13 protein-coding genes and 1 riboswitch are annotated in these 18,075 nt (G+C 72.3%); of the genes, 4 read left to right on the plus strand and 9 right to left on the minus strand.

From position 1 onward, the window contains the following. The first annotated feature begins 456 nt into the window (after positions 1-456). The gene (sepH, locus tag QFZ58_RS09740) at positions 457-1,518 is read left to right on the plus strand and encodes a septation protein SepH (RefSeq protein WP_307124529.1); all 1,062 of its coding nucleotides are present in this window, start codon (positions 457-459) and stop codon (positions 1,516-1,518) included. A 179-nt stretch (positions 1,519-1,697) separates the two neighbouring features. Here sepH and QFZ58_RS09745 read toward each other — a convergent pair whose 3' ends face one another. Continuing rightward, complete coding sequence (locus QFZ58_RS09745) at positions 1,698-2,525, minus strand: sulfurtransferase (protein WP_307124530.1); 828 nt, start codon at positions 2,523-2,525, stop codon at positions 1,698-1,700. Positions 2,526-2,775: 250 nt separating this feature from the next. Between QFZ58_RS09745 and QFZ58_RS09750 the strand changes: the two genes are divergently transcribed. Next, positions 2,776-3,552 carry a VOC family protein gene (locus tag QFZ58_RS09750; RefSeq protein ID WP_307124531.1) on the plus strand — a complete coding sequence of 259 codons (777 nt, stop codon included), beginning with the start codon at positions 2,776-2,778 and terminating at the stop codon, positions 3,550-3,552. A 486-nt stretch (positions 3,553-4,038) separates the two neighbouring features. Here QFZ58_RS09750 and QFZ58_RS09755 read toward each other — a convergent pair whose 3' ends face one another. The 4 genes from QFZ58_RS09755 to QFZ58_RS09770 form a co-directional block, all read right to left on the minus strand. Further along, positions 4,039-4,689 carry a thymidine kinase gene (locus tag QFZ58_RS09755; RefSeq protein WP_307124532.1) on the minus strand — a complete coding sequence of 217 codons (651 nt, stop codon included), beginning with the start codon at positions 4,687-4,689 and terminating at the stop codon, positions 4,039-4,041. Positions 4,690-4,787: 98 nt separating this feature from the next. Beyond that, positions 4,788-5,975, minus strand: a complete 1,188-nt coding sequence (locus QFZ58_RS09760) for an alkaline phosphatase family protein (protein WP_307124533.1) — start codon at positions 5,973-5,975, stop codon at positions 4,788-4,790. Further along, the gene (locus QFZ58_RS09765; protein ID WP_307124534.1) at positions 5,975-6,571 is read right to left on the minus strand and encodes a DUF5998 family protein; all 597 of its coding nucleotides are present in this window, start codon (positions 6,569-6,571) and stop codon (positions 5,975-5,977) included. Before QFZ58_RS09765 ends, QFZ58_RS09760 begins: the two co-directional genes overlap by 1 nt. Positions 6,572-6,832: 261 nt before the next feature. Beyond that, positions 6,833-9,793 carry a bifunctional GNAT family N-acetyltransferase/acetate--CoA ligase family protein gene (locus tag QFZ58_RS09770; protein WP_307124535.1) on the minus strand — a complete coding sequence of 987 codons (2,961 nt, stop codon included), beginning with the start codon at positions 9,791-9,793 and terminating at the stop codon, positions 6,833-6,835. 164 nt (positions 9,794-9,957) lie between these two features. Between QFZ58_RS09770 and QFZ58_RS09775 the strand changes: the two genes are divergently transcribed. Next, positions 9,958-10,239, plus strand: coding sequence for an HPr family phosphocarrier protein (locus QFZ58_RS09775; RefSeq protein WP_012378711.1), 282 nt, complete (start codon positions 9,958-9,960; stop codon positions 10,237-10,239). Between the two features lie 190 nt (positions 10,240-10,429). Here QFZ58_RS09775 and QFZ58_RS09780 read toward each other — a convergent pair whose 3' ends face one another. The 4 genes from QFZ58_RS09780 to QFZ58_RS09795 form a co-directional block, all read right to left on the minus strand. Continuing rightward, positions 10,430-11,134 carry a GntR family transcriptional regulator gene (locus QFZ58_RS09780; RefSeq protein ID WP_307124536.1) on the minus strand — a complete coding sequence of 235 codons (705 nt, stop codon included), beginning with the start codon at positions 11,132-11,134 and terminating at the stop codon, positions 10,430-10,432. Positions 11,135-11,414: 280 nt separating this feature from the next. Further along, a complete protein-coding gene (locus tag QFZ58_RS09785; RefSeq protein ID WP_307124537.1) occupies positions 11,415-12,197 on the minus strand; it encodes a M23 family metallopeptidase in 783 nt (260 codons plus the stop codon). A 13-nt stretch (positions 12,198-12,210) separates the two neighbouring features. After that, positions 12,211-12,378: riboswitch (cyclic di-AMP (ydaO/yuaA leader) on the minus strand. A gap of 202 nt (positions 12,379-12,580) precedes the next feature. Next, complete coding sequence (locus tag QFZ58_RS09790; RefSeq protein WP_307128813.1) at positions 12,581-13,963, minus strand: pitrilysin family protein; 1,383 nt, start codon at positions 13,961-13,963, stop codon at positions 12,581-12,583. Positions 13,964-13,989: 26 nt separating this feature from the next. Further along, a complete protein-coding gene (locus tag QFZ58_RS09795; protein WP_307124538.1) occupies positions 13,990-15,369 on the minus strand; it encodes a pitrilysin family protein in 1,380 nt (459 codons plus the stop codon). A 245-nt stretch (positions 15,370-15,614) separates the two neighbouring features. Here QFZ58_RS09795 and QFZ58_RS09800 point away from each other — a divergent pair, with 245 nt between their 5' ends. Further along, a complete protein-coding gene (locus QFZ58_RS09800) occupies positions 15,615-18,065 on the plus strand; it encodes a DNA topoisomerase (ATP-hydrolyzing) subunit A (RefSeq protein WP_307124540.1) in 2,451 nt (816 codons plus the stop codon). The last annotated feature ends 10 nt before the right edge of the window (positions 18,066-18,075 follow it).

Genomic DNA, 18,075 nt, shown 5'->3' on the forward strand with positions numbered 1-18,075 from the left:
AAGGGACATATGAGCGAAGCGAATAGTTCCGGTTCTGGAGGTTCTGTGAAGCAGCACACGCTGGAGGGGGCAGCCAGGGCGACGAGGTGTCCCGGCCCCCGCACCCGGCGAGAACTCCGGCGGCGCGCCGGTCCACCCGCATGGCCCGAATGGAGTACTGTGGCGAGCCCTGGGGCCGGACTCCCGCATGGGTATCCGGGACTTACGGGAGAGAGCCTGAGACGGCACTCGAACCGGCGGCGCCGCGGCATCGCACGGGCGCCCGCGACACGGAGCGACCACCAGGTCGCTGCGCGTCACGAACAGGTAACCGTGCCACCGTGTCGATCCAGGGCCAAGGCCCGACACGCCGGGGAACTTGGCAAGGTTGTGGCAGGCTGAACCCGGGCAGGTCACACTCGACTAGCGGAAGCAGCGACGCACGTGACGTCGGCAGGCACCACCCGGGAGGTTCCCATGCCCGAACTGCGTGTCGTGGCCGTCTCGAACGACGGCACACGACTGGTGCTCAAAGCTGCGGACAGCACGGAGTACACGCTTCCGATCGATGAGCGGCTCCGTGCCGCCGTTCGCAATGACCGCGCCCGGCTCGGCCAGATCGAGATCGAGGTGGAGAGCCACCTCCGGCCCCGCGACATCCAGGCACGGATACGAGCCGGTGCCTCCGCCGAGGAGGTCGCCCAGTTCGCCGGGATCCCGGTGGACCGCGTGCGCCGCTTCGAGGGACCCGTGCTCGCCGAGCGCGCGTTCATGGCCGAGCGTGCCCGGAAGACTCCCGTGCGCCGTCCCGGCGAGAACGCCGGCCCCCAGCTCGGTGAGGCGGTGCAGGAGCGCCTCCTGCTGCGCGGCGCGGACAGGGAGACCGTCCAGTGGGATTCCTGGCGCCGGGACGACGGCACCTGGGAGGTCCTCCTGGTCTACCGCGTGGCGGGCGAACCCCACTCGGCGAGCTGGACCTACGACCCGCCGCGGCGGCTGGTCCAGGCCGTGGACGAAGAGGCGCGCTCGCTGATCGGCGAGACCGATGACGTGGCCGCCCCGGAGCCGAGCTTCCCGTTCGTGCCCCGGATCGCGCGGCTTCCGCGGGACCGGCCGCTGGACCGTGCACTCGACCGTCAGATCGAGCGGCCCGCCCCGCCCGCACCCGAGCCCGAGGAGCGGTTCGGCGGCGTGTCCGCAGTCGAGCGCGACTCGCTGACGAGCCTGCTGGAGGCCGTGCCGAGCTTCCGTGGCGACATGGTGGTGCCGGAGCGCCCCTCCCAGCCCGAGCCGCCGGCGATCGAACCCGCGTCCCAGGAGCCCGAGGCGGACGAGCCCCCGGCCGCGGTGGCGTCCGCGGGTGCCGGTTCGGCCTATGCCGATGTCCTGATGCCGCGTGCGGTGGCCGGCCATCGCGACCGGCTGACGGGGACGACCGACCGGCAGGCCGAGGCGGACGGAGTCCGTCCGGGCCGCAGGGCCGCCGTGCCCAGCTGGGACGAGATCGTCTTCGGCACCCGCAGGAAGAAGCAGGACTGAGGCCCGGTGCAGGGTTGACAGGCCGCGGCACCGCAGCGGCAGCAAGCACGACGGACGGCGCTCCTGCGCCGGAGCGCCCCTGAGCGCCGTGGCGCCCCTGCGCGCGACGAGGGCCCGCACGCCACCGCGTGCGGGCCCTCTGCCGTGCGGGCGCTCTGCCGTGAGGGCCCTGCGTTCCGTCAGCGGGGGTCCGGCCCGGTGGCGACGGGACGGGACTCGTCCGAGGACCACTCGGACCAGGAGCCCGCGTACAGAGCCGCCCGCTGTCCGGCGATCTCCAGCGCCAGCACCTCGTGCGCGCCCGAGACGCCCGATCCGCAGTAGACGCCCACCTCGGCCCCGCCGTCCACGCCCAGGGCGGCGAAGCGGGAGGCCAATGCCTCGGCGGGAAGGAAGCGCCCGTCCTCGGCCACGTTGCCGGTGGTCGGCGCGGAGACCGCTCCGGGGATGTGGCCGCCCACGCGGTCGATCGGTTCCACGTCCCCCCGGTAGCGCTCGGCGGCCCGCGCGTCGAGGAGCAGTCCGGAGTGGGCGAGTGCCGCGGCGCCGTCCGCGTCCAGCAGGGGCAGCGCGCCGGGCTCGGGCCGGAAGTCGCCGGGAGCTGGGTGCGGTGTCTCGTCGCTGAGTTCGCCGGTCCAGGCGGCGAGACCGCCGTCGAGCACCCGGACATCACGGTGCCCCGTCCAGCGGAGCAGCCACCAGGCGCGGGCCGCCGCCCAGCCCTGGCCTCCGTCGTAGACCACCACCGGCGTGTCCGGCGAGACTCCCGCACGCCGCATGACGGCCCCGAAGGCCTCCGGGTCCGGCAAGGGGTGCCGGCCGCCGCCGCCTGCCGGGCCGGCGAGCTCCGCGTCGAGATCGACGAACACCGCGCCGGGGATGTGCCCGGCCTCGTAGTCGGCGCGGCCGTGCGGGCCGCCGAGCTGCCAGCGGACGTCCAGGAGCACCGGCGGACGCGGTCCGGTCGATTCGCTCACGTATTCGGATGCGGTGATGATGGGCTTCATGGGTGCCATCTTCGCGCAGGGACTCCGGCCTCCGGCACGATGCCGGGCGCGACTGTGGCAGGGATGTACCGCACCAAAACGGCCTTCCTCGTGACCGTTACCCCGAAACGCGGCGCGGCCGGGGTGTCTGCGAAGCTCGGTGGTGCGAGCATCGACACGGAGCGTACGTGCCCGCATTCGTACCGCTGGAGGGCGTATCGGCTGGCGTGACCCGTACGGCCACCACGATGGTGCGAGGAGAGAGACGAAGATGACCGAGGCTGCCGCCCGGCGCGTGCCCGGAGCACCGTGCTGGGTGAGTCTGATCGTGCACGGCCTGGCAACGACCCAGGAGTTCTACGGCCGGTTGTTCGGCTGGGAGTTCAGTCCGGGGCCCGACGAACTGGGGCCCTACGTCCGCGCCTTGCTGCAGGGGAAGGAGGTCGCGGGTATCGGCCAGCTGCCTCCCGACCGGCATCTCCCGATCGCCTGGACGACCTACCTCGCCTCGGACGACGCCGACGCCACGGCCGAGGCCGTCCGCTCGTGCGGCGGGACGGTGGCGGTGGGACCGCTGGACGCCGGCCGCGCCGGCCGCCTCGCGATCGTCTCCGACCCGGGCGGGGCGGTGTTCGGCGTGTGGCAGGCCGCCGAACACCTCGGTACGGTCCTGAAGGGCGTGCCGGGCACCCCTGTGTGGAACGAACTGGTCACCCGGGAGACGGCCTCGGTCGCCAAGTTCTACCAGGTCGTGTTCGGTTTCGAGGCCGAGGCGGTCGTCTCGGCCGACTTCGACTATCAGACGCTGCACCTGGAAGGCCGGCCGGTGGCCGCCCTCCACGGGGTGGGGAACGCCCTGCAGCGCGATCGGGGACCGCACTGGATGACCTACTTCGAGGTGGCCGACACCGACGAGTCCGCGGCGCGCGTCGTGGAGCTCGGCGGACATGTCCTGCAGCCGCCGCGGGACACCCCGAGCGGGAGGCTGGCCACGGTCGCCGACCCGGAGGGCGCTGTGTTCACGATCCAGCGGTCGGTCGGGGGCTGAGCGCCGGGCCCACGCGCCCGCGCGGTCCGGCGGCGTCCGGCCCGCGGGACGGGGCAGGACGTCCGGCGGGAGAGCCGCCGCCCGGGGCGCGGAATCCGGCATGGATCGCCTCTTCCGTCTCGGAGGTGACACCCTGCGCAGCTCTTCTCCGCGCCAGCGCTACCGGCGTACTCGGCGTTCTTCTCGGTCCCCGGCACTCCCGGCGCCGAAGACGCCTCCCGAGGCGAGAACAAGCCAGTCACCATCGGTATGACATTAAGATTGACCGTTTAATTATCGTTGGTTCGAGCTGAGCGGCGTGGATGGGCGTGGATCATCCGGGAACGGCGGACCGGTTCGGTGTCCGACCGGGAGCCACCGCCGTTCGCGCGGCTCAGGAACGTGCCGCCCCGTACACACCGGCTTCCCTCTGCCTCTTGGGCGGGCGGACGTGCCGGGTGACGGGTCGTCGGAGAAACGGCTGCGGGACGGATACGGGGATCGCGGTCAGGCGTGGTTGACCGGGAGGACGTCCGGCGAGAGGGCGCCCGCGAGGGCTACGGCGCTCGTCATGCGGCGGCGGTGGTGGCGGCGGCAGAGAACCTCGTAGCCGGTCTCCCCCGCCGGGTGGTTCACGTCGCCGACGACCACCTGGGCGCCCTCGACCACCATCTCACCGCCTACGGTGCGGGCGTTGTGCGTCGCACGGGCCCCGCACCAGCACAGCGCCTCGACCTGGAGGGCCTCTATGCGGTCGGCCAGCTCGATCAGGCGCTGCGAGCCCGGGAAGAGCTTCGTGCGGAAGTCCGTCGTGATGCCGAAGGCGAACACGTCCATGTCGAGGTCGTCGACGATACGGGCCAGCTGGTCGATCTGCTCCGGGGCCAGGAACTGCGCCTCGTCCACGATCACGTAGTCGACCCGGCCGCCCTTGGACAGCTGGTCGACCAGGTAGGCGTACAGGTCCATGCCCTCGCCGGCCTCGACGGCATCCGTGACCAGGCCCAGGCGCGACGACAGCTTCCCCTCCCCCGCCCGGTCGTCACGGGTGAAGATCGTCCCCTGCAGGCCGCGGGCCGACCGGTTGTGGCCGATCTGGAGGGCCAGCGTGCTCTTTCCGCAGTCCATCGTTCCGGAGAAGAACACAAGCTCGGACATGAGAAGTCGGGCGCCTTTCAGGTGTGGTGCAAGAAGGAGGGTGCACAGGGTGCGGTACGAGGGCGGTCCGTAGGGGAGCGCGGCTGCGGGATCGTGGGTTACGAGCGTACTTCCAGAAGCGGAACCAGCTGCTCCACGGCTGTCAGCGAGCCGTGCATCCCTGCCATCGCCGACTCGTGGGGTTCGTTCACCGATGCGGTGATCGCCACGTCGTCGTGGGCGGCCGCCACCACGTCGCCGATCCTGCCGTACACCCGCTCGTCGATCCGCGGACCGAACCAGCCCGCCGCGACGGCCTCGTCCCGGCTCGCCACCCAGAACTGCTCACCCAGCACCTCGCGCCAGACGGTCAGCACGTCCGCCTCGGCCCCGGGGACCGCGTAGACATGACGGGCGCGGCCCTCGCCGCCGAGCAGGGCGACACCGGCGCGCAGCTCCCAGTCCTCGTCGAAGTCGATCCGGGACTGCTCGTCGAACGGGATGTCGATCATGCCGTGGTCCGCGGTGATGTACAGCGCGGAACGGGGTGGGAGCTGCTCGGCGAGGCGCCGGGCGAGCCCGTCGACATACATGAGCTGGCCGCGCCAGGCGTCGGAGTCGATGCCGAAACGGTGGCCCTTGCCGTCGACCTCGCTGTAGTAGGTGTAGACGAGGGACCTGTCGCCGGCGGCGAGCCGTTCGGCGGCGACGTCCATCCGCTCCTCGCCGGAGAGCCGGCCGAGGAACGAACCGCCGCTGAGCGCGACCTTGGTGAGCGGGGTCTGCTCGAAGGTGGGGGCGGAGACCTGGGCCGTGGCCACGCCCGCCGCGTCGGCCAGCCGGAAGACGGTGGGGTACGGCTGCCAGACCTTGGGCGCGGTCCACGGCTTCCAGCGGAGCTGGTTCATCAGCTCGCCCGTTTCCGGGTTGCGGACGGTGTAGCCGGGAAGGCCGTGCTCGCCCGGGGGCAGCCCCGTGCCGACCGAGGCGAGCGAGGTGGCCGTCGTGGACGGGAAGCCGGCCGTGACCGGCCGGCCGGTGCCGCCTCGGGAGGTGGGGAGCAGGGAGTGCAGGAACGGCGCCTCGTCCGGATGTGCCTTGATCTGCTCCCAGCCGAGCCCGTCGATCAGGAAGACGCAGTTGCGGTCCGCGGGCGTGAGCTCCGGGATCGTCGCCTCGAAGCCGGGTACCCCCTGCCCGGCGGCGAGCGTCGGCAGCAGGTCCGCGAGGGATCCGCTGCCGTACTCGGGCACGGGAGCGGTGTCGGGAGCGAGCAGAACGGGGTCCTGCCAGGCCGGCTGGGCCATCAGCGGCCGGTCGCCGCGGTCGCGGCCGTGGCCTCGGAGAGGGACTGGGCGAAGGCGAGGGTCTGGCGCACGGCGTCCGGGCCGTCACCGGCCTCGCTGACGCGCAGGCTCAGGTCGTCGGCGGTGGAGCTGCCGGTGTAGCCGTGGTCCGCCTCGCAGTTGGGGTCGCCGCAGGCGGCGGGCTCCAGATCGATGCGGGAGACGGCCCCCCAGCCGATGGTCAGGACGACCTCGCGGGGCAGGGTGCCGGCCACGTACTTCTCCGGGTCGGCGACCACGCGGCTGACCACGACGGACGAGATCCGGTCGATCTTGACGGACTCGGTGGACGTCGTGGCGTACGGCGTCGGGGAGCTGGTGTCGGCGGCCTGCTCGTCGGTGTGGCTGACGATGAAGCGGGTGCCCGTCAGCACGAGGACCGTGACATGCCGGCGCACCTCGTTGGAGTCGAAGGTGGTCTCCTGGTGCACCAGGTACGAAGCGACCGGCTCCCCGCCGACGGCGGCCTCCACCGCCTCGGCCACGAGGGCCGGGTAGTAGCCGCTGCGCTCGATTGCCGCGCGCAGCCCCTGGGTCGTCGTACCGGTCTTTGCCATACGGACCATCCTACGGGGGGCCGGTGACTGCCGGGGACGCCGTGCACGGGTCGGTGCGGGGCGCGCACGGATCCGCACCGTGATGCGCGGGCCGGTGCGCGGACCACCCCCGGATCAGCGCCTGGTGTGCGCGCCGTGGTGCGCGCAGCTCCGCAGTGCGTCCGTCCGCCCGTCCGCCCGGCCCGTGCGCCGGTGCGCGCCGCGTGCACCCGGTCGCCCGCCCGTGCGGGGCCCGGATCCCGCGCCCCCGTCCGCGGCCGGTCAGTAGCTGGGGAGCCGGCGGGGGCCGAGGTCGGTGCGGGCCGGGGGCGGGGCGAGCCGGACGCTCGCGCCGAGGACGGTCAGGCCGTGTGTGGCGACCACGACGGGTTCCAGGGCGACCGACACGACCTCGGGGTGGTCGTCGACCAGCCGGGAGACCCTCAGCAGGAGCTCTTCGAGCGCCGCGGTGTCCACCGGCGCGGAACCGCGCCAGCCGAACAGCACCGGCGCCGCCCGGATGGAACGGATCAGGTCGGCGGCGTCCCGGTCGGTGGCGGGCACGAGGCGGTGCGCGGTGTCGCCGAGGAGTTCGGAGGGCGCGCCGGCCAGGCCGAAGGAGAGGACCGCCCCGGCGGCGGCGTCGATCGAGGCCCGTACGACGGTGTCGACCCCGCGTGGTGCCATGGCCTGGACGACGGGCCGGAGTTCGGCGGGCGTGCCGAGCAGATCGGTCAGTTCGTCGTAGGCCCGGCGCAGGGCGCCCTCACCTGCCAGGTCGAGCCGGACCCCTCCGAGGTCCGCGCGGTGGCGGAGGTGCGGCGCCGTGGTCTTGAGCGCCACCGGGTAGCCGATCCGTGCGGCAGCGGCGACGGCGGTCTCCGGATCGGGGGCCGGAAGGGCGGGCCGGACGGTGATGCCGTAGAGCCCGAGCAGTTCCCGGGACTCGTCGGGAGTGAGCGGGCGGCCCCGGGGGTCGGGGTCCTGGCCGATGAGGGCCTCGATCAGGCCTGCGGCTCCCTGTTCGTCGATCGTCTCGTCGAGGAACTCCGGCACCTTCCCGGGCACGGCCGCCTGCCGCTTCCACTGTGCGTACTTCACTGCCTCGGCGAGCGCGCGGACGGCCCGCTCGGCCGCGGGATAGGCGGGAATGCGCTCGGTGCGGGAGTCCAGGGGGCGTACGCCGGAGCCCGGGGCCTGGGCGTGCGGGGCACCGACTCCGGGCGGCGCCGTCACGGGAGTGCGGCCTCCCGGCCCCCGCACGTGGGTCCCGGCGGCGTCCGCCTCCGGTTCCGGGGCGCCGGGTGCCGGCCCGCCTGCTCCCGCCGTGTGCGGCGCACGCGCGCCCGGCTCGGCGGCGGGCGGGGTGGCGGTGCTCGTCGCGGCGGCGAGGGCCTGGGCCAGGCCGCCCATCTCCACGTGCACCACCGCCACCGGCTTGGCGGGGCCGGTGGCCGCCGCCTCGCGCAGCGCGGCGGCGAGCACCTCACCGTCACCGGTCTCCGCCTCGCCGTTCTCCCCCACCCACGGGATCGCGGTCACGACGACGGCGTCGCAGGTCCGGTCGGCGAGCGCTTCGGCCAACGCGGCCCGGAAGTCCTGCGGCCCCGCCGCCGTGGTGAGGTCGCGGGGCGGGCGCGGACGCAGCCCCTCGGCCAGGCAGGCGTCGTACGTGAGGAGACCGAGCGACTCGGAGTTGCCGAGGATCGCCACCCTGGGGCCGGCCGGCAGGGGCTGGCCGGCAAGGAGCAGGCCCGCGTCGACCATCTCCGTCACCGTGTCGACGCGGATCACTCCCGCCTGGCGCATCAGCGCGGAGACCGTCGCGTCGGGGATCCGGCTCACCGGGACGGCGTGGCCGGGTGGGGCAGAGCCGCTGTGCCGGGCCCCCTTCACCACGACCACGGGCTTCACCGCTGCCGTGCGGCGGGCGAGCCGGGTGAACTTGCGCGGGTTGCCGAGCGACTCGAGGTAGAGCAGGGCCACGTCGGTGTCCTGGTCCTCGAACCAGTACTGCAGGAAGTCGTTGCCGGAGACATCGGCCCGGTTGCCCGCGGAGATGAAGGACGACAGACCCGCACCGCGCCGGTGGAGACCGGAGAGTACGGCGATGCCGATGGCACCGGACTGGGTGAAGAGCCCGATACGCCCCGCCGAGGGCGACTCCGGGGCGAGGGAGGCGTTCAGCCGGACGGCCTCGGAGGTGTTGATGATGCCGAAGGCGTTGGGGCCGATGATCCGCATGCCGTACGAACGGGCCTGCCGGACCAGTTCGCGCTGCCGCTCCCGTCCTTCGGCGCCGCGCTCGGCGTAACCGGCGGACACCACGACGAGTCCCCGGACCCCGTGTTCACCGCAGTCGGCGACGGCCTCGGGCACCCGGTCGGCGGGGACCGCGACGATCGCGAGATCGACCCGTTCGCCGACCTCTCCTACCGAACGGTGCGCGGGCACGCCGTCGATCATGTCCTGACCGGGGGCGAAGGACCGGTTCACGGCGTACGTGCGTCCGGTGAAACCCGAGCCGAGCAGGTTGCGCAGCACCGTGCGGCCGACGCCGCCGGGTGCCCGGCCGACGCCGACGACGGCGACGGAGCCGGGAGCCAGCAGGCGCTGCACCGAGCGCGCCTCGGCCCGCTGTTCACGGCCACGCTGGACGGCGAGCGACTCGGCGGTCGGCTCCAGGTCGAGGGTGAGGTGGACGGAGCCGTCCTCGAAACTCCGCTGCTGGGTGTAGCCGGCGTCCCGGAAGACTTTGATCATCTTGTTGTTGGCGGGAAGGACCTCGGCGGCGAAGCGGCGGATGCCCCGCTCCCGGGCGACGGCCGCGATGTGTTCGAGGAGCGCGGAGGCCACGCCCCTGCCCTGGTGGGCGTCCTGGACGAGGAAGGCGACCTCGGCCTCGTCGGCGGGGGCGGAGGCGGGTCTGCCCTGGGCGTTGATCCGGTCGTAGCGGACGGTGGCGATGAACTCGCCGCCGATCGTGACGGCCAGGCCGACCCGGTCGACGTAGTCGTGATGGGTGAAGCGGTGCACGTCCTTGGCGGAGAGACGCGGATACGGGGCGAAGAAGCGGTAGTACTTCGACTCGGCGGAGACCTGTTCGTAGAAACTGACCAGCCGCTCGGCATCGTCCGTGGTGATGGGCCTGATGCGTGCCGTGCCACCGTCACGGAGCACCACGTCCGCTTCCCAGTGGTCGGGGTACGCGTGATGCGGACTCTGCTCCGGGATCGGCTCCATGGGCAAAGCCTACGGCTCGGCGCACCGGTCGCGGCGGGTTCATGGCAGGGCCACGCTGAGGGTGCCGGCCGGCGGTGGGCGGGCGGGGCCCGGGACCGGGGACAGCAGTGTGTGCCGCATGAGAGACTGGTCTAGACAACCATTGATACGTGAAGGGCAGAACCATGGCTGAGCGCCGCGTCAACGTCGGATGGGCCGAGGGCCTGCACGCCCGCCCCGCTTCCATCTTCGTCCGTGCCGCCACGGCCTCCGGCGTCCCCGTGACGATCGCCAAGGCCGACGGCAACCCGGTCAACGCCGCTTCCATGCTCGCGGTGCTCGGCCTGGGCGCCCAGGGCGGCGAGGAGATCGTGCTCGCGTCCGAGGCCGACGACGCCGAGGCCGCCCTGGACCGTCTGGCGAAGCTGGTCGCCGAGGGTCTCGAGGAGCTCCCCGAGACCGTCTGATCCGGCTGGTTCCCACCGGAACGCTACAGCGCCAGAGCCGCGGCATCCCTTTCCGGGAGCCGCGGCTTTCCTGTTCCCGAGTTCCCCCGTGCACACGCACCAGAAAGTCCGGGGCGGCCACGGAATAGCGTTTCCGGACAGCCGAAAGAAAGCTCTCCAGGAATTACCTTCTTTGTATACGGCGCCATTGTTAATGGCGGACGCCCGCGATGTTTACGGCATGTTGCGAAGTGCTCACCCGGGATCCGCCCGTCCCGCGACCCGTCCGGCCCGTGCGACGCAGCCGGTGCGCGGCGGTGGCACGCTCGGCGTGCTGGGCCGCGAGCGCCCTGGCCCGTTCCGCATCGCCGCGGGCCACGGCGTCCACGATGGCGCCGTGCTCGGCCCAGGAGTCGGCGGGGCGGACCGGCTGCTCGACCGCGTACATCCAGGCGATCTTGTGCCGGAGCTGGGTGAGGAGCGCGATCAGGGCGGGGCTGCCGGAGGCCTGCGCCAGCGTCTCGTGGAACCATCCGCCCAGTGAGCGCAGGTCCTCTCCCTCGCCCCGCCGTACCCGCTCCTGCCCGAGCCTGACCAGCCCGCGCAGCACCTTGAGGTGCGCCTCGGTACGGCGCTGCGCGGCTCGGGCGGCACCCAGCGGCTCCAGGAGCATCCGGATCTCCAGCAGGTCGGCGGCCTCCTGCTCCGTGGGCTCGGCCACACAGGCCCCCGCATGCCGGCGGGTGACCACGAACCCCTCGGACTCCAGGGTGCGCAGTGCCTCGCGCACCGGGACGCGGGAGACGCCGTAGCGCCGCGCGAGCACCTCTTCGGTCAGGCGGCTGCCGCGCTCGAAGACACCGGAGACGATGTCGTCACGGATTGCCGTGCATACCGAATGCGCGGGAATGTGCATGTCCGAACCTCCGCCTTAATCCCCGCGGAACGCGGCCGATCGACGCCTGTTCTGCGACTCTATTGCAATCCACCGCAATTTCCGACGGCGAGGTGGAATTCATGGATATCTTCTGGCCACGGAAGGCTTCCGCGCGGCTCGGACCGGCACCGCCGCCCGGGCACGCCGAAGGCCCCGGCGGATGCCGGGGCCCGGGCGGAGCGGTGTCGCGCGACACCGGACGGGGTGCCGGAGCCGGACGACCGTCAAGGGTGGTCAGACCGTCAGGGCGTCGAGGCCCTCAGAGCTGGACGCCGTGCGCGCGGAGATAGGCGACGGGGTCCATGTCCGAGCCGTACTCCGGCGTCGTCCGCGCCTCGAAGTGGAGGTGCGGCCCGGTGGAGTTGCCGGTCGAGCCGGAGAGGCCGATCTGCTCGCCCGAGGCGACGCTCTGGCCGACGGCGACGCCGATCGAGGAGAGGTGGCCGTACTGGGTGTACGTGCCGTCCGCCATCCGGAGCACGATGTTGTTGCCGTACGCACCACCCCAGCCCGCCTCGACGACCGTACCGGCGCCGACCGCGACGACGGAGGTGCCGGAAGCGGCGCGGAAGTCCACCCCTGAGTGGGTGCCGGAGGACCAGAGCGCACCACCGGACTGGTAGCCGGTGGTCACGTACGAGCCGGCGACCGGGAGGTGGAAGGCGTTGAGCCTTGCGCGCTCCGCGGCGCGGGCGGCGCGGGCCTTCGCCTCCCGGGCCTCTGCGGCGCGGGCCTCGGCCTTGCGCTTCGCCTCGGCCTTCGCCCTGGCCGCGGCCTCGGCCTTCGCCGTGACGTCGGCCTGGTGCTGCTGGGCCTCGGCCTGTGCGGCGATCTGGGCGGCGAGGGTGGTGTCGATGGCGGCGGCCTGGGTCAGCCCGCTGTTGCTGACGGAGAGGGCTTGGGAGTCCGCGGCGAGGGCCGGGGACGCCGTGGCGCCGATGACGCCGGTGGTGGCCAGGGCCGCGATGCCGACGGCCCGGGCGCCGTGGCGCGAGAGGCGGCTCGGGGCACGGTGCTTCCCGGTGGCTCGGGTGAACGCCATGGAGGGGCTGATCCTTTCCTTCCTTCTCGCCTACCGGGTTAGCTGACGGGTTCGGAGCAGGAAGGTCTCCTACGGACCCCCGCGCCTCTCGCGAGACGCGGACATCCGATTCACCCCAGGGACTGCGTGGGTCCCCGGCTCCCCAGGCTCGCGCCTGACGGGGACTCGGCGATGACTGTCCGGCGCCGCGGACGCGGCTCATGTTCGGCGGACAGCCGAGCCGACGCTAGGGCGGGCCCTTCACGTTCACCAAATGAACGGGGCCATTTGTCACACATCCCACAGGCTATAGACCCCTCTTTGCCCGTAAGTCGGACAAAAGGGAGGGCCCGGCGAGAGGTTGCTCACCGGGCCCTCGTCCTTCCGCCGCAGCGGCTGCCGTGTCAGCCGCTGACGACCGACACCTCACCGATGCCCAGCGCCCTGACGGGCTCCGAGATCTGCGCGGCGTCCCCGACGAGGACGGTGACCAGACGGTCCACCGGGAACGCGTTGACCACCGCGGCGGTCGCCTCGACCGTGCCGGTCTCGGCCAGGCGCGCGTACAGCCGGGCCTGGTAGTCGTCCGGCAGATGCTGCTCCACCTGGTCGGCCAGGGTGCCCGCGACGGAGGCCGCCGTCTCGTACTTCAGCGGGGCGACCCCCACGAGGTTCTGCACCGCGGTCTCGCGCTCGGCGTCGGTGAGCCCCTCGGCCGCCAGGGTCCGCAGGACCGTCCACAGGTCCTCCAGCGCGGGGCCGGTGGACTCCGTGTCCACGGAACCGCTGATGGCGAGCATCGCGGCCCCGGTCGCCCCGGAGGAGGAGCCGGGCGCCGTCGAGCGCAGCACCTGCCCGAAGGCCCGGACCCCGTAGGTGTAGCCCTTCTCCTCGCGCAGCACGCGGTCCAGCCGCGAGGTGAGGGTGCCGCCCAGGCAGTACGTGCCGAGGACCTGGGCCGGCCACACGCTGTCGTGCCGGTCGGCGCCGATCCGGCCGATCAGCAGTTGCGTCTGCACGGCGCCGGGCCGGTCCACGATGACGACGCGGCCGGTGTCGTCCGCCGTGATCGGCGGCACCGGGCGGGCCTGGCCGGCGTTGCCGGACCAGTCGCCGATCGTGTCGGCCAGGAGGGCGTCCAGGTCCACGCCGGTGAGGTCACCGACGACGACGGCCGTCGCCGTGGACGGCCGGACGTGGGCGTCGTAGAAGGCGCGTACGGCGGCGGCGTCGATCCGGCGCACCGTCTCCTCGGTGCCCTGGCGCGGACGCGACATCCGCGCCGTGGCGGGGAAGAGCTCCTTGGAGAGCTGCTTGGCGGCGCGCCGGGCCGGATTGGCCTGCTCGTGCGGGATCTCGTCCAGCCGGTTGCCCACCAGGCGCTCGATCTCGCTCTCGGTGAAGGCCGGTGCGCGCAGCGCTTCGGCGACCAGCCCCAGCGCCTTGGCCAGCCGGGAGACCGGCACCTCCAGAGAGACACGGATGCCGGGGTGGTCGGCGTGCGCGTCGAGTGTGGCGCCGCAGCGCTCCAGCTCGGCGGCGAACTCCTCCGCGGAACGCTTGTCCGTGCCCTCGGACAGGGCTCGCGCCATGATCGTGGCGACGCCGTCCAGGCCCTCGGGCTCGGCGTCCAGCGGCGCGTCCAGGAAGATCTCCACGGCGACGACCTGCTGGCCGGGGCGGTGGCAGCGCAGCACCGTCAGCCCGTTGGGCAGGGCGCCGCGCTCGGGCGCGGGGAAGGCCCAGGGCCTGGCCTCGCCGGCGGTCGGCTGCGGGTGGTACTCCATCGCTACTCCAGTCACGGCGGCGTCGGTCACTTGTCGGCCCCTTCGTGCGCGTCGGCGGCGTCCGTCGAGGCTGCCTCTGCCGTCTCGTCGGCCTCGTCGGCCGGTTCGACCGGCTCATAGACCAGGACCGCCCGGTTGTCGGGCCGCAGGTGGGCCCGGGCGGCGTCCCGGACCTCCTCCGCGCTCACGTCGAGCACGCGCCCCACCGCGGTCAGGGCGAGCTGCGGGTCACCGAACAGAACGGCGTAGCGGCACAGTTCGTCGGCGCGGCCCGCGACCGTCCCGAGCCGGTCGAGCCATTCGCGCTCCAACTGCGCCTGGGCCCGCTCCATCTCCTCGGGAGTGGGACCCTCCTCGGCGAACCGGGCGAGCTCCTCGTCGACGGCCGTCTCGATCTGCGGGACCTCGACGCCGCCGGACGTCTTGACGTCCAGCCAGCCCAGCGAGGGCGCACCGGCCAGTCTGAGCAGCCCGAATCCCGCGGCCACCGCCGTACGGTCGCGGCGCACCAGGCGGTTGTGCAGGCGGGACGACTCGCCGCCGCCGAGCACGGTCAGGGCGAGGTCTGCGGCGTCGCACTCCCTGGTGCCGTCGTGCGGCAGCCGGTAGGCGGCCATCAGCGCACGCGCGGGCACCTCCTCGTGGACCACTTCGCGCAGCTGCTCGCCGATGATGCCTGGGAGCGTACCGTCGCGCGGCGGCTGCTTGCCGTCGTGGGAGGGGATGGAGCCGAAGTACTTCTCGACCCAGGCCAGTGTCTGCTCCGGATCGATGTCCCCGACCACCGAGAGGACCGCGTTGTTGGGCGCGTAGTACGTGCGGAAGAACGCCTGCGCGTCCTCGAGGGTCGCCGCGTCCAGGTCGGCCATCGAGCCGATCGGCGTGTGGTGGTACGGGTGGCCCTCCGGGTAGGCGAGGGCCGTGAGCTTCTCGAACGCCGTGCCGTACGGAACGTTGTCGTACCGCTGGCGGCGCTCGTTCTTCACGACGTCCCGCTGGTTCTCCATGGACTCCTCGTCGAGCGCGGCGAGCAGCGATCCCATCCGGTCCGCCTCGAGCCACAGGGCCAGCTCCAGCTGGTGTGTGGGCATCGTCTCGAAGTAGTTGGTGCGCTCGAAGCTCGTGGTGCCGTTGAGGGAACCGCCCGCCCCCTGCACCAGCTCGAAGTGCCCGTTCCCCTTCACCTGGCCGGAGCCCTGGAACATCAGGTGCTCGAAGAGGTGGGCGAGACCGGTGCGTCCCTTGACCTCGTGGCGGGAACCGACGTCGTACCAGAGGCAGACAGCGGCGACCGGGGTCAGATGGTCCTCGGAGAGCACCACGCGCAGGCCGTTGGCCAAGCGGTGCTCGGTCGCCGTCAAGCCGCCGGAACCGGCCTGGGCTGTGGCCGTGTGACCCATGGGCATGTACGTCCCTTCGATCGGTACAGGATTTCCTGCCGGACCTGCCACTGTAAGCAAGCGCACGGGCACCTGGCGAAGTTCCCGTGGGGTGAATGTTGTCGTGGACGGCGCCGTACACCGAGGCACCGCGGCGGGTCCGGAGGCCGTTCGGACGGGTCGAGGTCGGTGTTGTCGGTGCGGCGGTCCACAATGGTCGGCGTCAGAACCTGAGGTTGCCCGACAGAATCTGTGAAGGAGTCGCAGCCGCGATGGCCCGCCGCAGCACGAAAACCCCGCCGCCGGACGACTTCGAGGAGAAGATCCTCGACATCGACGTCGTCGACGAAATGCAGGGCTCCTTCCTCGAGTACGCGTACTCGGTGATCTACTCGAGGGCTCTTCCCGACGCCCGCGACGGCATGAAGCCCGTGCACCGCCGCATCGTGTCCCAGATGCACGAGATGGGGCTGCGCCCCGACCGGGGCTATGTGAAGTGCGCCCGCGTCGTGGGCGAGGTGATGGGCAAGTTGCACCCCCACGGTGACGCGTCGATCTACGACGCACTGGTGCGCATGGCACAGCCGTTCTCGATGCGCCTGCCCCTCGTCGACGGACACGGCAACTTCGGTTCGCTCGGCAACGACGACCCGCCTGCCGCCATGCGGTACACCGAGTGCCGGATGGCCGACGCCACGTCCCTCATGACGGAGTCCATCGACGAGGACACCGTCGACTTCCAGTCGAACTACGACGGCCAGGAGCAGGAGCCGGTCGTCCTCCCCGCCGCGTACCCGAACCTCCTGGTCAACGGCGCCTCGGGCATCGCGGTCGGCATGGCGACCAACATGCCCCCGCACAACCTCGGCGAGGTGATCGCCGCGGCCCGCCACCTCATCAGGCACCCGGGCGCCGACCTCGAGACCCTGATGCGCTTCGTCCCGGGCCCCGACCTGCCGACCGGCGGCAGGATCGTCGGGCTCGGCGGCATCAAGGACGCGTACGCCAAGGGGCGCGGCACGTTCAAGATCCGCGCGACCGTCGCCATAGAGAACGTCACGGCCCGCCGCAAGGGTCTCGTCGTCACCGAACTCCCCTTCACCGTCGGCCCGGAGAAGGTGATCGCCAAGATCAAGGACCTCGTCGGGGCGAAGAAGCTCCAGGGCATCGCCGACGTCAAGGACCTCACCGACCGGTCCCACGGCCTGCGTCTGGTGATCGAGATCAAGAACGGCTTCGTACCGGAGGCCGTGCTGGAGCAGCTCTACAAGCTGACGCCGATGGAGGAGTCCTTCGGCATCAACAACGTGGCCCTGGTCGACGGGCAGCCGCTCACCCTGGGGCTCAAGGAGCTCCTGGAGGTCTACCTCGACCACCGCTTCGACGTGGTGCGCCGGCGCAGCGAGTTCCGCAGGACCAAGCGCCGTGACCGGCTGCACCTGGTCGAGGGCCTCCTGGTCGCGCTGCTCGACATCGACGAGGTCATCCGCCTGATCCGGGACAGCGACAATTCGGCGCAGGCCAAGGAGCGCCTGGTGGAGCGCTTCTCGCTGAGCGACATCCAGACGCAGTACATCCTGGACACGCCGCTGCGCAGGCTCACCCGCTTCGACCGGATCGAGCTGGAGAGCGAGCGCGACCGGCTGAGCGACGAGATCGCGAAGCTGACCGCGATCCTGGAGTCGGACGCGGAGCTGCGCAAGCTCGTGTCGAACGAACTCGCCGCCGTGGCGAAGAAGTTCGGTACCGACCGGCGTACCGTGCTGCTGGAGTCGGCGGGTTCGCAGGTCGCCTCCGTGCCGCTCGAGGTCGCCGACGACCCGTGCCGGGTGCTTCTGTCCTCGACCGGCCTGCTGGCCCGTACGGCCAATGCCGACCCGGTCGTCGCGGCGGAGGACGCCAAGCGCACGAAGCACGACGTGATCGTCTCGGCCGTCCCCGCGACGGCGCGCGGGGACGTGGGGGCGGTGACGTCCGCCGGACGACTGCTGCGCCTGTCGGTGATCGACCTGCCGCAGCTGCCGGACACCCACGCGGCTCCCAGCCTTTCGGGAGGGGCGCAGATCTCGGAGTTCCTCACGCTGGAGGCCGGCGAGGAACTGATCTGCCTCACCACGCTGGACGAGGCGTCGCCCGGTCTGGCCGTCGGCACCGCGCAGGGGGTGGTGAAGCGTGTGGTGCCCGACTATCCGGCGAACAAGGACGAGCTGGAGGTCATCACGCTCAAGGACGGTGACCGGATCGTCGGCGCGACGGAGCTGCGTACGGGCGAGGAGGACCTGGTCTTCATCACGTCCGACGCACAGCTCCTGCGGTACCCGGCCGCGCAGGTGCGCCCGCAGGGCCGTGCGGCGGGCGGCATGGCGGGCGTCAAGCTCGCGGCGGGGGCTTCGGTGCTCTCCTTCACGGCGGTGGACCCCGCTGCGGACGCCGTGGTGTTCACGGTGGCCGGATCGCACGGCACGCTGGACGATTCGGAACTGACCTCGAAGCTCACCCCGTTCGACCAGTATCCGCGCAAGGGCAGGGCCACCGGCGGGGTGCGCTGCCAGCGCTTCCTCAAGGGGGAGGACGTCCTGGTGTTCGCCTGGGCGGGCCGGGTACCGGCCAAGGCCGCGCAGAAGAACGGCACGCCGGCCGAGCTGCCGGTCCCCGATCCCCGTCGCGACGGTTCGGGAACGCCGCTGGCGAGCCCGGTCGCGGTGATCGCCGGACCGCTGTAGCCGCGAGGCC

The organism is Streptomyces sp. B1I3, assembly GCF_030816615.1.
Classification (GTDB): domain Bacteria; phylum Actinomycetota; class Actinomycetes; order Streptomycetales; family Streptomycetaceae; genus Streptomyces.

Coding starts and splice junctions, on each gene's coding strand:
- QFZ58_RS09760 (WP_307124533.1), bottom strand. CDS start 5,975: ATGGCCCAGCCGGCCTGGCAGGACCCCGTTCTGCTCGCTCCCGACACC.
- QFZ58_RS09775 (WP_012378711.1), top strand. CDS start 9,958: ATGGCTGAGCGCCGCGTCAACGTCGGATGGGCCGAGGGCCTGCACGCC.
- sepH (WP_307124529.1), top strand. CDS start 457: ATGCCCGAACTGCGTGTCGTGGCCGTCTCGAACGACGGCACACGACTG.
- QFZ58_RS09785 (WP_307124537.1), bottom strand. CDS start 12,197: ATGGCGTTCACCCGAGCCACCGGGAAGCACCGTGCCCCGAGCCGCCTC.
- QFZ58_RS09790 (WP_307128813.1), bottom strand. CDS start 13,963: ATGGAGTACCACCCGCAGCCGACCGCCGGCGAGGCCAGGCCCTGGGCC.
- QFZ58_RS09800 (WP_307124540.1), top strand. CDS start 15,615: ATGGCCCGCCGCAGCACGAAAACCCCGCCGCCGGACGACTTCGAGGAG.
- QFZ58_RS09765 (WP_307124534.1), bottom strand. CDS start 6,571: ATGGCAAAGACCGGTACGACGACCCAGGGGCTGCGCGCGGCAATCGAG.
- QFZ58_RS09745 (WP_307124530.1), bottom strand. CDS start 2,525: ATGAAGCCCATCATCACCGCATCCGAATACGTGAGCGAATCGACCGGA.
- QFZ58_RS09770 (WP_307124535.1), bottom strand. CDS start 9,793: ATGGAGCCGATCCCGGAGCAGAGTCCGCATCACGCGTACCCCGACCAC.
- QFZ58_RS09795 (WP_307124538.1), bottom strand. CDS start 15,369: ATGCCCATGGGTCACACGGCCACAGCCCAGGCCGGTTCCGGCGGCTTG.
- QFZ58_RS09780 (WP_307124536.1), bottom strand. CDS start 11,134: ATGCACATTCCCGCGCATTCGGTATGCACGGCAATCCGTGACGACATC.
- QFZ58_RS09750 (WP_307124531.1), top strand. CDS start 2,776: ATGACCGAGGCTGCCGCCCGGCGCGTGCCCGGAGCACCGTGCTGGGTG.
- QFZ58_RS09755 (WP_307124532.1), bottom strand. CDS start 4,689: ATGTCCGAGCTTGTGTTCTTCTCCGGAACGATGGACTGCGGAAAGAGC.